9 protein-coding genes are annotated in these 11,780 nt (G+C 67.2%); 1 reads left to right on the forward strand and 8 read right to left on the reverse strand.

Features of this window, described 5'->3' with window-relative positions:
- Nucleotides 1-69: 69 nt before the first annotated feature.
- Nucleotides 70-783, forward strand: coding sequence for an SDR family oxidoreductase (gene bdcA, locus XarbCFBP7408_RS08185; RefSeq protein ID WP_104562537.1), 714 nt, complete (start codon nt 70-72; stop codon nt 781-783).
- Between the two features lie 159 nt (nt 784-942).
- On the opposite strand, the gene XarbCFBP7408_RS23455 is transcribed toward bdcA, so the two are convergent.
- From XarbCFBP7408_RS23455 to XarbCFBP7408_RS08225, 8 genes are all read right to left on the reverse strand, one after another.
- On the reverse strand, nt 943-1,122 hold the full coding sequence (locus tag XarbCFBP7408_RS23455; protein WP_429001401.1) for a type II toxin-antitoxin system RelE/ParE family toxin: 180 nt from the start codon (nt 1,120-1,122) through the stop codon (nt 943-945).
- A gap of 225 nt (nt 1,123-1,347) precedes the next feature.
- Nucleotides 1,348-4,011 carry a M1 family metallopeptidase gene (locus XarbCFBP7408_RS08195; RefSeq protein ID WP_104562538.1) on the reverse strand — a complete coding sequence of 888 codons (2,664 nt, stop codon included), beginning with the start codon at nt 4,009-4,011 and terminating at the stop codon, nt 1,348-1,350.
- Nucleotides 4,012-4,186: 175 nt separating this feature from the next.
- Nucleotides 4,187-5,479: an adenylosuccinate synthase gene (locus XarbCFBP7408_RS08200; protein ID WP_104562539.1), complete on the reverse strand. Its 1,293-nt coding sequence runs from the start codon at nt 5,477-5,479 to the stop codon at nt 4,187-4,189.
- A 604-nt stretch (nt 5,480-6,083) separates the two neighbouring features.
- On the reverse strand, nt 6,084-6,548 hold the full coding sequence (locus XarbCFBP7408_RS08205; RefSeq protein ID WP_104562540.1) for an REP-associated tyrosine transposase: 465 nt from the start codon (nt 6,546-6,548) through the stop codon (nt 6,084-6,086).
- 532 nt (nt 6,549-7,080) lie between these two features.
- Nucleotides 7,081-7,944 carry a protease modulator HflC gene (gene hflC, locus XarbCFBP7408_RS08210; protein ID WP_104562541.1) on the reverse strand — a complete coding sequence of 288 codons (864 nt, stop codon included), beginning with the start codon at nt 7,942-7,944 and terminating at the stop codon, nt 7,081-7,083.
- Complete coding sequence (gene hflK / locus XarbCFBP7408_RS08215) at nt 7,944-9,083, reverse strand: FtsH protease activity modulator HflK (protein ID WP_104562542.1); 1,140 nt, start codon at nt 9,081-9,083, stop codon at nt 7,944-7,946. The genes hflC and hflK overlap by 1 nt, the downstream gene beginning before the upstream one ends.
- Before the next feature lie 833 nt (nt 9,084-9,916).
- Entirely contained in the window at nt 9,917-10,303 is a 387-nt protein-coding gene (gene pilH, locus XarbCFBP7408_RS08220) for a twitching motility response regulator PilH (protein ID WP_024938599.1), read from the reverse strand.
- Between the two features lie 524 nt (nt 10,304-10,827).
- Complete coding sequence (locus XarbCFBP7408_RS08225) at nt 10,828-11,718, reverse strand: DnaJ C-terminal domain-containing protein (RefSeq protein WP_104562543.1); 891 nt, start codon at nt 11,716-11,718, stop codon at nt 10,828-10,830.
- Nucleotides 11,719-11,780: the final 62 nt, after the last annotated feature.

Consider the following 11,780-nt stretch of genomic DNA (forward strand, 5'->3'; position numbering starts at 1 on the left):
GTTACAAAACTCTTGACGGCAGGCGGAATCTATTATGTATTACTCGCTACATTAATTGCGAGGTGATGCATGCCAGCGTTCAAGGACACGTCGGTGTTGGTGCTCGGTGGCAGCCGGGGGATTGGGGCCGCCATCGTGCGGCGCTTCGCGGCCGAGGGCGCGCGGGTGACGTTTACCTATGCCTGTTCTGCCGAGGCGGCGCAGCGCCTGGCCGGTGACACCGGCAGCACCGCGGTGCTGGCCGACAGCGCCGACCGCGATGCGGTCATCGATACGGTGCGGCGCAGCGGGCCGCTGGATGTGCTGGTGGTCAACTCCGGCATCGCCTTGTTCGGGGATGCGCTGGACCAGGATCCGGACGCGGTGGACCGGCTGTTCCGCATCAATGTGCACGCGCCCTACCACGCCGCCGTGGAGGCCGCGCGGCAGATGCCGCCCGGCGGGCGGATCATCGTGATCGGCTCGGTCAACGGCGACCGCATGCCGCTGCCCGGCATGGCGTCCTACGCGCTGAGCAAATCCGCGCTGCAAGGACTGGCGCGCGGGCTGGCCCGCGACTTCGGGCCGCGTGGCATCACCATCAACGTGGTGCAGCCGGGCCCGATCGATACCGACGCCAACCCGGAAAACGGGCCGATGAAAGACCTGATGCACAGCTTCATGGCGATCAAACGCCACGGCCGCGCCGACGAAGTGGCCGGCATGGTGGCCTGGCTGGCGGGCCCGGAAGCGAGCTTTGTCACCGGGGCGATGCATACGATCGATGGCGCGTTTGGGGCATGACGCGGCGACGTCTGCCTTGGCTACGGCGATGAGGGAACAACGGGCATCACGGCCCCGCAAAGCCCGCCTCACGTCGCGAGCGAATGGCCAGAACAAACACCATGTCGATCTGCGCGACATGGCAGTACAGCGCCAGATTGCCGTGCGCGCCGTGACCGATCACCAGTTCGCACTTGTCGCCGCCGGCCGGCCGATCAGTGGATTGGTTTCCAGCACATCGATTGCCGCAATGATCTCGTGCAGGTGTGCTGCGACATGTGCGGCCTCATGGCGCTGGAGGTGCTCGAAGATCCGCTCAAGATCCTGTGCAACCTCCGCTGCCAGCTCGATACGCGCCATGCTACCGGGCTAGTTTGCGGGCCGTGGGACGCTTTGCCGACTCGCCGGCCATGCGCTTTTCCAGATAGCCACGCATGTCGTCCCAGGCGATGGTCTTCCCGGACGCCACGATGCCGGCATAACGCTGCTCGGCGGCCTCGCTCCCACCTCCAGGTGACTGCCGGCGCGGCAAAGAAAAAGCCCGGCAAGACCGGGCTGTTTCCTGTGCTGCGATGACCGCAACGCTCAGCGCTTGCGCGCCTTCAACCACGCCTTGATCTGCGGCAGCGAGGCCGCCCGCAGCTTCACCCGCGTCTGGATCGTGTTGATGGCGTTGTCCGCGGCCTGCCGCGAGGTGGGTGCGATGTACTGCTCGGCATAGGCCTTGATCCGGTCGGCGGTGGCAAGCTCGGCCGAGTCCATGCCCAAGCCGGGGTAGTAGCGGGCGCGCGAGGTGGAATCCACCAGGGTGTCCACCTGCGTGCGATGCGCCACCGCGAAGTCGAAGGCAAGTTCCGGGTGCCGGGAAGCGACCCGGTCGATCATGCTCGCACCGGTGGTGGCGCCCGGCTCGGCTGTCAACGCCAGTTCCAGCGCGCGCCTGGCCAGTGCCTCGTCGTTGGGCATGGAGAGGAAGTCGTAATAGGTGTCGCGCACCATCGACGAGGTTTCCTGCCTGGCCAAGGCATGCAAGGCGTCCCAGGTGGCGGCGTCGGCATTGTGCGCAACCGCGCCCAGCACGCTGTCGCGCAGTTCCGGCGACAGCGAGGCGGGGTTGGCCTGGAAGGCGGCAAAGCGCCGGCGTGCCTCGGCGATCACGGCGGCATCGCCCATGTCGCTGAGGGTGGCGATCAGGCGGGTACGCAACTGCTGGATCTGCGCCGAATCGCCATCGCGCTTGTCCCAGCCCAGCGTTGCGAATTCGGCCGACAGGCGCGGCACGGCATAGGCACGCCACGCCGTCCGCGCAGCCGGGTCGCGCTCGAAGCTGCCATCCACATCGTTATAGATGCTGGCCACCATGTCCCAGACATCGGGCGATGCGCCTGCCGCCACCTGGGCGGTGAGATCCAGCACGTCGGCCTGCGCCTGCACGCCGGCACCGGCCAGTGCGTTGGTGTCGTTCAACACGCCCACCTGGTCCACCACCGGCAGCAGTCCAAACCTGTCGGTCAGCGCCCTGAACTGCGCGGGCGCATACCAGGTGCGGAAGTAGCCCTTCTGCCCGGCATTGACCACCACTGGTGCGTCGCAGCCCGGCACCTGCACCTGCGCCGTGCCATCCACCAGCACGCGCACCGGCGCGCCATCGCCGCTGCGCAGGACGACCGGCACATGCCAGCGCAACGGCTGCTTGTCGGGGCGGTCCAGCGTGAACTCGCGCTGCTCCAGCGTCACCGCGGTCTGGCCGCCGACGCAGCGGCTGCTGGCCTTGATCAACGGCACGCCCGGCTGCAGGGTGAAGTCGTGCGCCACCTGGGTGAATTGCTTGCCGGGGGCCACCGCGTCGATCTGCTGCCACAGCTGGTCGGTCACCGCGTTGCCGTACTGGTGTTGCTTGATGTAGCTGCGCACGCCGGTGCGCCAGTGGTCCGAGCCGACGTAGTCTTCCAGCATGGCAATCACCGCCTCGCCCTTCTGGTAGGTGATGGCGTCGAAGGCCTGGCTGGCCTGCTCCACGGTGGCCACGTGCTGCACCACCGGGTGGGTGGTCGCATACGCATCGCGCCGCATCGCCGCGCGGCTCTTCAGCGCCGGGCCGGTCTTGTCGCTATCCCATTCCGGATGCAGTTTTGCCGTGGTGCGCGCCTCCATCCAGTTGGCGAAGCCTTCGTTGAGCCACAGGTCGTCCCACCATGCCATGGTCACCAGGTTGCCGAACCACTGGTGCGCGATCTCATGCGCGGCGACGGTGAACACGCCTTGCTTGGTGTCGATGTTGGCCACCGCCGGATCCAGCAACAACGAGTATTCGAAGGTGAAGATCGCGCCCCAGTTTTCCATGGCGCTGAAGAACTGGCTGCGCCCGGGCGCGGCGATGTTGTCCAGCTTGGGCAGCGGGTACGGGATACCGAAGTAGGCGTTGTATTCGTGCAGCACGTCGCGGCCGGATTCCAGCGCGAACTGCGCCTGGCCCACCTTGCCCTTCTGCGCGATCACGCCGATCTCGGTGCCGTTGTCGGCGGTGACGGTGGCACGCTCGAAATCGCCCACGCTGACGAACAGCAGGTACGTGGACATCTCGGGCGAGGTCTGGAAGGCGATGCGGGTGCGCCCGTTTGCGCCCGGCTTGGACGAGGCCACCGGCATGTTGCTCACTGCCATCTGCCCGGCCGGCGCATTGATCGCCAGGTCGAAGGTGGCCTTGAAGTTTGGCTCGTCCCAGGAAGGAATGAAGCGGCGCGCATCGGAGTTTTCGAACTGGGTGAACAACGCCCGGCGCGCACCTTGCGCGGTGGTGTAATCCAGCGCGAACAAGCCGTTGGCCTGCGTGTTGATCACGCCGCTGTAGTCGATGGACAGCACGTACTCGCCCACTGCCAGCGGCTTGTCGAACGCGAACGTGGCGGTCTGCGCCTCGGCATCGGTGCTGACCTTGGCAGCTTGCGGCTTGCCGCCTTTTTGGGTGAGCGTGCCCCGCGCCAAGCTCAGGTTGGCTGCCTGCAACACGATGCGGTCGGTGGCCTGCAGCACGCTGACGTCGATGGCGACCTTGCCGTCGAACGTCATCTTGTCGGCATGCGGCGTGATCTCCACCGCGTAATGCGTGGGCTTGGCCGTGCGCGGCAACTGGGTGGTGATGGACGAGGCGGCGGCGCTCGTCGTAGCGGCCGTGGCGGCGAGCACGGAGGCGGCCGGACTTGTACCGACCAGGGCCAGTGCGATGGCGGTCACCAGGGGAAGACGCATGGGAAATTCTCGATGTGGGCGAAGTGGGCAGGCAAGCGGCGCCAGGCCGCGGATGATCCTCCGGAACGGTGCGCGCAGGCACCGCCGGAAGTCATGGCAAATCTCAGCAATCCTCAAATGCCAACGGCCCGGACAAGCCGGGCCGTTGGACGATGCCGCGTCTGGCGTCAGCCGATCAGGCGAACGGATCCTGCAGCACCATCGTGTGATCACGATCAGGGCCGGTGGAGACGATCGAGATCGGGCAGCCGGCCAGTTCTTCCAGCGCGCGCAGGTAGGCACGCGCGGCCACCGGCAGCTTGTCCCACTCGGTGATGCCGTGGGTGTTTTCGGTCCAGCCCGGGAACTCCAGGTACACCGGGGTGCACTCTTCCCAGCCCTGCGCGTCCAGCGGGGCGTATTCGGTACGCTTGCCGCGGTATTCGTAGGCGATGCAGACCTTGAGCTTTTCCATGCCGTCGAGCACGTCGAGCTTGGTGATGCACAGGCCGGAGATGCCGTTGATGGCCACCGCGCGCTTGAGCGCGACGATGTCCATCCAGCCGCAGCGGCGCGGGCGGCCGGTGGAGGCGCCGTACTCGGCACCGCGGTCGCGGATGCCCTGGCCCACTGCGTCGTCCAGCTCGGTCGGGAACGGGCCGCCACCGACGCGAGTGGCGTAGGCCTTGGCGATGCCCAGCACGTAGTCGATCGCATCGGCGCCCACGCCGGTGCCGGCCAGTGCGCCGCCGACGGTGGTGTTGGAACTGGTGACGTACGGATAGGTGCCGTGGTCGATGTCCAGCAACGCGCCCTGCGCGCCTTCGAACAGCACGCGCTTCCCCTGCTTGCGCAGGTCGTGCAGGATGCCGGCCACGTCCGACTTCATCGGCTGCACGTAGTCGCCGAAGGCCAGCGCTTCGTCGAAGGTCTTCTGGAAGTCCACCGCTTCCACGCCCAGGTACTTGGTCAGCACGAAGTTGTGGTAATCCAGCGCGGTGCGCAGCAGCTCTTCCAGCTGCGGCGGGTAATGCAGGTCGGCGATGCGGATACCGCGGCGGGCGACCTTGTCTTCGTACGCCGGGCCGATACCGCGGCCGGTGGTGCCGATGGCCTTGCCGCCGGCGGCCTTCTCGCGCGCCTGATCCAGGGCGATGTGGTACGGCATGATCAACGGCGCGGCCGGGGAGATCTTCAGGCGCGAGCGTACTTCCACGCCGGCGTCTTCCAGCTCGCTGATTTCCTTGATCAGCGCGGCCGGGGAGATCACCACGCCATTGCCGATCAGGCACAGCGCGTCGTCGCGCAGGATGCCGGACGGAATCAGATGCAACACGGTCTTCTTGCCGTTGATGACGAGCGTGTGGCCGGCATTGTGGCCACCCTGGAAGCGGACCACCGCACCGATTTCTTCGGTAAGCAGATCGACGATCTTGCCCTTGCCTTCATCGCCCCACTGGGCACCGAGCACCACAACTGACTGACCCATGACGGGTGAACTCCTGAGTTTTGCTGCGGCCATCGGGGCCGCGGGATGGGACCGGTTCACGGCTGGCGGCGCCGCCTGGCGCGCGGCTCCATCGGGGAGCGTTGCAGCGGCGCGTGAAGCCCTGACACGGAAAAAGCCGAACGAGGTGCCCTGTGTGAGCGTGCCCGGCCGGCTTTTGTGCATTATCCGGGTTTCCGGTGACGTGCACTACCCCTGGCGGCCGGCGGATCGGGGGCGGGTCAGATTGCGGCTGGCCGTCGGTTGCGCGGTGCTCCGAGCGCTGCCGGCCCCTAGCCCGGGAGATCCCGTCGCGCCAACCCCAATGGCTCGTAGGAGCGCACCTGGGCGCGACCGGCATTACCGTTGAGGCCGTCGCGCCCAGGTGCGCTCCTACGCGGCAACGTAGCGAGCCTAGTCAAACCGGCAGACCGCCCAAAGCACCATCGCCCAATCCACGACAGGCGCCCCCGACAAACCCACCCAGTAGGAGCGCACCCGGGCGCGACAGGCATTCCCGGTAAAGCCGGTCGCGCCCAGGTGCGCTCCTACGCGGCGGCGCGCGGCAAACGGTGGGCATGCACTAGGCCTGCTGGCGGCTCGACGCTCAGAGCCAGATCGCGTCCCAGAACGGATAATCGCCGATGTGGGTGACCAGCCCGGCCCGGAGCGGATTGGCGATGAGGTAACGCGCGGCTGCGTGCAGGTCGTCGTCTTTGCGCAACGCGTGGTCGTGGTAGCTGCGGCTCCAGACCGGTGCGTGATGCTGCCGCTGATCGTTCACCGAACGCGCTGCGCACGCTTTCATCCGGGACACGGCGTCGGCCAACGCGGTGACGCTCCCCAGCTGCAACAGCCAGTGTGCATGATCCGGCATCAACACCCAGGCCAGCAGCCTGGCATCGCGAGGCGTTGCTGCGGTGAATGCCCGGCAGGCGGTTGCTGCGAGCAGGAAATCGGCGAATACGGCGCGACGCTGCCATGTCGTGGTGGTCAGCAGGTAAACGCTGTTGGGCGAAGACTGCCTGCCGCGGCGCAGCGCGCGATGCCCTGGGGAGTCGATGTTGGTCATGGCGCGATGCTGGCGGCCTTGGACCACACGGGATATCGGCGGTTGCCGCGTTCTGCGCTAGGGGGAATCCATATGACGACTGATTGTCAAAGGCAATCAGCGGGGTCCGCCGGTAAGGCCCGTCGCGCCCGGGTGCGCTCCTACCGGGCCGGGTCTGGCCAACACGACGGAAGAGGCGCTCCAGGCAGCTGCGGATTCCGGACCTACCCATCGGCATCGCAGTGCACGAAGCGCCATGCGCCCGATCCATCGGCCACATCTGCCATGCGTAGGAGCGCACCTGGGCGCGACTGGCATCCCCGGTAAGGCCCGTCGCGCCCGGGTGCGCTCCTACCGGGCCGGGTCTGACCAACACGACGGAAGAGGCGCTCCAGGCAGCTGCGGATTCCGGACCTACCCATCGGCATCGCAGTGCACGAAGCGCCATGCGCCCGATCCATCCGCCACATGTGCCATGCGTAGGAGCGCACCTGGGCGCGACTGGCATCCCCGGTAAGGCCCGTCGNGGCGTTGTCGATTCAGCGCAGAGCGATCAACGATCGCTCTTGAGGTACTGCAGGAACGGGTCGTTCTTGTCCAGCACCACCACGCCGTTGCCGTCGGTCATGGAGCCGCGGTACGCCTCCAGGCTGCGATAGAACGCGTAGAACGACGGATCCTTGGCACCGGCCTGGCCGTAGATGCGGGCGGCCTCGGCGTCGCCTTCGCCGCGCAGCTTCTGCGCATCGCGCTCGGCGTCGGCCACGATCACGGTGGACTCGCGGTCGGCCTGGGCGCGGATGGTCAGGGCCTGCTCCTCGCCTTCGGCGCGCAGCTTGCTGGCTTCCTGCTTGCGCTGGGCGCGCATGCGCTCGTAGACGTCGGTGATGACCTTGCTGTCGGTCGGCAGGTCGATCTGCTTGATGCGCAGGTCGGTGATCTGCATCCCTAAGCCCTTGATCGCGCCGTTGATGCCCTTGAGCTGGTTGGCGATCAACTCGCTGCGGTCGCCGGAGACCAGCTGCTGCAGGGTGCGCGAGTTGATCTGGTTACGCAGCGAATCGGTGATGATCGGCGCCAGGCGCGAATTGGCGACCGACTCCTCGCCACCGGTGGCGCGATAGAACGCCCGCACATCGGAGATGTAGCCGATGGCGAAGAAGTCCACGCTGACGTCTTTCTGCTCGGCGGTGAAGTAGCGCGCCGGGGCGGTGTCCAGCACCTGGAAGCGGCGGTCGAACACGCGCACCGACTCCACCACCGGGATCTTGAAGTGCAGGCCGGGCTTGAGGTCGGCTCGCACCACACGGCCCAGGTTGAGCACCATGGCGGTCTGGTCCTCGCGCACCACGAACACCGAGCCCATCAGGGTCAGCAACACGGCGACGACCAGGCCGATGACTAGCGAATTCTTCATTATTCGGTTCCCTCACGGCCGGTCGGGCGCGGGCCGCGCTCCGGATTGCGGATGCCCTCGCTGCCGCCACTGGTTTGCGGCGGATTCAACAGCACATCCTGCGGCACCATCGACGGCATGCCGCCGTTGCCCGCAGCACCGCTGTTGCTGGCGGACTTGCCGGCGTCGGCCGGCAGCGGCACATAGATGACCTGGCGGCCATCGCTGCCGATCACCTTGCGGTTCTCCGACAGCACCTTCTGCACGGTTTCCAACCACAGGCGCTTGCGCGTGACCTCGGGGGCGTTGGCGTACTGCTCCTGCAACAGCGTGAAGCGATCGGCGTCGCCCTCGGCCCTGGAGATCACCGCCTGCTTGTAGCCTTCGGCGCCGGTGCGGGTGCGCGCACCCTGGCCGCGTGCCTCGGGCACCACTTTGGCGGCGTAGGCCTGGGCTTCGTTGATCAGGCGCTCGCGCACCTGCTGGGCGCCGTTGACCTCGTCGAAGGCCGGCTTCACTTCTTCCGGCGGACGCGCGTCCGGCAGGGTCACACCAGTGACGGACAGACCCGTGTTGTAGGCATCCAGTGCCGCCTGCAGGCGGTCCTTGGAGGCGATGGCCAGCGGGCCGCGATTGTTGAGCACGGTATTGAGGTCGGAACGCCCCACCTGCTCACGCACGGCGCTTTGCGCGGCCTGCTCCAGCACCAGGTCGGCATTGCGCGAACCGAACAGGTACTTGCGCGGGTCGCTGATCTGGTACTGCACGTTGAGCGAGACGTTGACGATGTTCTCGTCGCGGGTCAGCACCGGCACCTGGTTGCTGAAGGTCTTGATCTCGGTGGCGTTGACCTTGCGCACCGACTCGACCGGCCAGGGCAGCTTGAAGTTCGGGCCGGGCTGCAGGATGCGCGAGAACTGGCCGAAGCGCAGCACCACGCCGCGCTGCTGCTCGCCGATGAGCTGGAAGCTGGAGAACAGCACCATCAGCACCACCGCGACCAGAATCCAGCGCCCCACGCCGCCGTCGAACAGCTCCTTCAACGGGGCGGGCAGATTGCCCCAGCCACCACCGTTGCCACCACCGCGCGGGCCCCAGGACCTGCGACGGTTGGGGTCCGGGCCGTCTCCGCCCTTGTTGCCGGGTGTGTTCCAGGCCATGCACGCTCCATGATCGAGGGGCTGTGCGGGCCAGTCCCGCAGTGCCGCCGTGTTGTGTGATTCGATGATTCTACTAGATGGGGCAGACCGACCGTTTTGAAAGGCCCCGATTGGCGCATCCCGGTTTAGCCGCTGGGGTGGATCGAACGGCGACGCATCGGGCGACGGCAGGGCCCGGTCCGGTCCAGGCACGGTGTCGACGCAGTCCCGGGGGCCGGAGAGCCGCACGCGTGCTGGCCTTGGCAGTTCGGGGCAGACAAGGCGGAGGCGGGCGGCCTTGGATAGGCGTTGCTGCCGGTGGCGGCGCGATGCTCGCGGACGCGCGGCGCCTGTCGGTCTGCCGATTCAACGTCGGGCGACGCTGGCTCAAGCGGGATCACGGCCAGGCTGCGCAACGGATGCGTTGCCGGTCACAGTGTTGATACGCGTGCGCCGGAAGCGAAATCGCCATCGGGCCGTCTTCCGCAGGCCTTGCGCATGTCGCGCCGTAGCGCCGCGCCTGGAGGCCGACACGCATCAGACGCGCGCGGCCTGGCACGCAACACAACCGGACCTGCCTGCAGTCCCCCTGCCGCCTGCGGGCAGTCGTGCCGGATGCAGCCGATGGCCTGAGAGCACCCACGTGCAGATGGCAAGGTCGCGCAGTTGGTTGTGGCATCAGCGTCCGGTGGCGGGTGGCACTGCCCCGACGCGGTCGAACGCGGCCCCATGCGCATGCCTTCGTCGATCGCGCCAGCCGCGGCCAGCGCCGGCTTGGCGCACAGGGAAACGCGCGGAACGGAATCACTCATTGCAGAACGAAGCCGCGCCCCGGTCGCACCTCGCCGGCGCGCTTAGACGGTCGGCGGTTCGTCTTTCTGGTTGAACACGCGCTCCATCACTTCCAGCAACTCGTCTTCGGAGAACGGCTTGGTGATGTAGGCGCGCGCGCCCTGGCGCATGCCCCACATGCGATCGGTGTCCTGGTCCTTGGTGGTCACCAGGATCACCGGGATGTGCTGGGTGGTCGGCTCGCGCTTGAGCGTGCGCGTGGCCTGGAAGCCGTTGAGGTTGGGCATCACCACATCCATCAGCACCAGATCCGGCAGCGAGGACTTGGCCGCTTCCACGCCGGCAGCACCATCGGTTGCGGTGATGGTTTCGTGACCCAGCTTCTCGACGATGCGCTGAATCCCCAGCAGCTGCGACGGCGAGTCGTCGACGATCAGAATGCGTGCCATGTGTTTCCCCTAGTGTGCGCGGCGAGTGTAGTGCGCCGGCCGCGCTTTCGGTAGCTGGGCCAGGCGGTGCGCCCGGCGATAGCTGTTGCGAAGTGCGATCCGGTGGCGCGTTGCTGTTGCCCTGGTCAACGCGTACTACGTTGCACAGGGGGCAACTGGATTCAACAACGTCGCAGAAGGTCGTTCACCGCTGCATCGCGTGCATGCTGCCCCGCCCTCAATCCTTCACCAGAAGAGAGACGACTGCTTCCTTCTCCCCTCGGGAGAAGGTGGCGCGCAGCGCCGGATGAGGGGACGGCGGCGATTAACCGCGCAGATCGACGTTCACTGGCGCGCCACCTGCCTGCCGAACCCCCACCCCAATCCCTCCACGAAGAGGGCGATTGCTCCCTTCTCCCATCGGGAGAAGGTGGCGCGCAGCGCCGGATGAGGGGACGGCGGCGATTAACCGCGCAGATCGACGTTCACTGGCGCGCCACCTGCCTGCCGACCCCCCACCTCATCCCCGCCTCGACCCACGCGGCCTACACCGATTCGCCGAACGCCTTGGCCAGGTTGCGGTAGGCCTTCTTCTGCGCATCGTCGGTGGGGGCCGGGGCCAGGATTTCCAGCTCCACGATCTGGTCGCCCGGCGTGATGCCCGGCAGGCCGCGGCCGCGCAGGCGCAGCTTGCGCCCGGCGTCCGAATCGGCCGGCACCTTCAACTCCACCGACCCGCCCAGGGTCGGCACGCTGATGGTGGTGCCCAGTGCCGCCTGCCAGGGCATGACCTGCAGGGTGTACAGGATGTTGCGCCCGTCCACCTCGAACTGGGGGTGCGCGGCGTACTCGATCTCCAGCAGCAGGTTGCCGCCACCATTGCCCTGCCCGCTCAGGCGGATTACCTGGCCAGGCTGCACGCCCTTGGGCACGCGCACATCCAGCTGCTTGCCGTTGATGGTGATGCGCACGCTGTCGCCCGCATACACCGCTTCCAGCGGCACCGCCAGCTTGGCGCGGGTGTCGCCGCGCGCCTGCGGACCCGCGCCTGCACCGGCGCCCGGGCCACGCGGCCGGCCGCCGCGCTGGCTGGCGAACAGGCTTTCGAAGAAATCGCTGAAGCCGCCACCGGCGCCGCCGTTGCCGAACACCTCCTCGAAGTCGTAGCCCTGCCCACCGCCGTAGCTGGGCGGAGCCTGGAACTCGTCGCCCGGGCGGAAGCCCTGTGCCTTGAGCTGGTCGTAGGCCTTGCGCTTGGCGGGGTCGCGCAGCGCCTCGTAGGCTTCGTTGATCGCCTTGAACTTGTCTTCGGCGCCAGCCTCCTTGCTGACATCGGGGTGGTACTTGCGCGCCAGCCGGCGGTAGGCAGTCTTGATCTCCGCATCGCCCGCGCTGGGCTCCACGCCCAGCGTTGCGTAGTAATCCTTGAATTCCATCTAATCACCTCTGAAAAAAAACGGCCCGCAGCCGAGGCCACGAGCCGGTCATATCGCAGCCG

This window comes from Xanthomonas arboricola pv. guizotiae (genome assembly GCF_002940205.1).
Lineage (GTDB): Bacteria > Pseudomonadota > Gammaproteobacteria > Xanthomonadales > Xanthomonadaceae > Xanthomonas > Xanthomonas arboricola_C.

What these genes read in the sequence shown, in the direction of transcription:
- pilH (WP_024938599.1), bottom strand. Translation starts at nt 10,303, where the DNA reads ATGGCACGCATTCTGATCGTCGACGACTCGCCGTCGCAGCTGCTGGGG.
- XarbCFBP7408_RS08205 (WP_104562540.1), bottom strand. Translation starts at nt 6,548, where the DNA reads ATGACCAACATCGACTCCCCAGGGCATCGCGCGCTGCGCCGCGGCAGG.
- bdcA (WP_104562537.1), top strand. Translation starts at nt 70, where the DNA reads ATGCCAGCGTTCAAGGACACGTCGGTGTTGGTGCTCGGTGGCAGCCGG.
- XarbCFBP7408_RS08195 (WP_104562538.1), bottom strand. Translation starts at nt 4,011, where the DNA reads ATGCGTCTTCCCCTGGTGACCGCCATCGCACTGGCCCTGGTCGGTACA.
- hflC (WP_104562541.1), bottom strand. Translation starts at nt 7,944, where the DNA reads ATGAAGAATTCGCTAGTCATCGGCCTGGTCGTCGCCGTGTTGCTGACC.
- hflK (WP_104562542.1), bottom strand. Translation starts at nt 9,083, where the DNA reads ATGGCCTGGAACACACCCGGCAACAAGGGCGGAGACGGCCCGGACCCC.
- XarbCFBP7408_RS23455 (WP_429001401.1), bottom strand. Translation starts at nt 1,122, where the DNA reads ATGGCGCGTATCGAGCTGGCAGCGGAGGTTGCACAGGATCTTGAGCGG.
- XarbCFBP7408_RS08225 (WP_104562543.1), bottom strand. Translation starts at nt 11,718, where the DNA reads ATGGAATTCAAGGATTACTACGCAACGCTGGGCGTGGAGCCCAGCGCG.
- XarbCFBP7408_RS08200 (WP_104562539.1), bottom strand. Translation starts at nt 5,479, where the DNA reads ATGGGTCAGTCAGTTGTGGTGCTCGGTGCCCAGTGGGGCGATGAAGGC.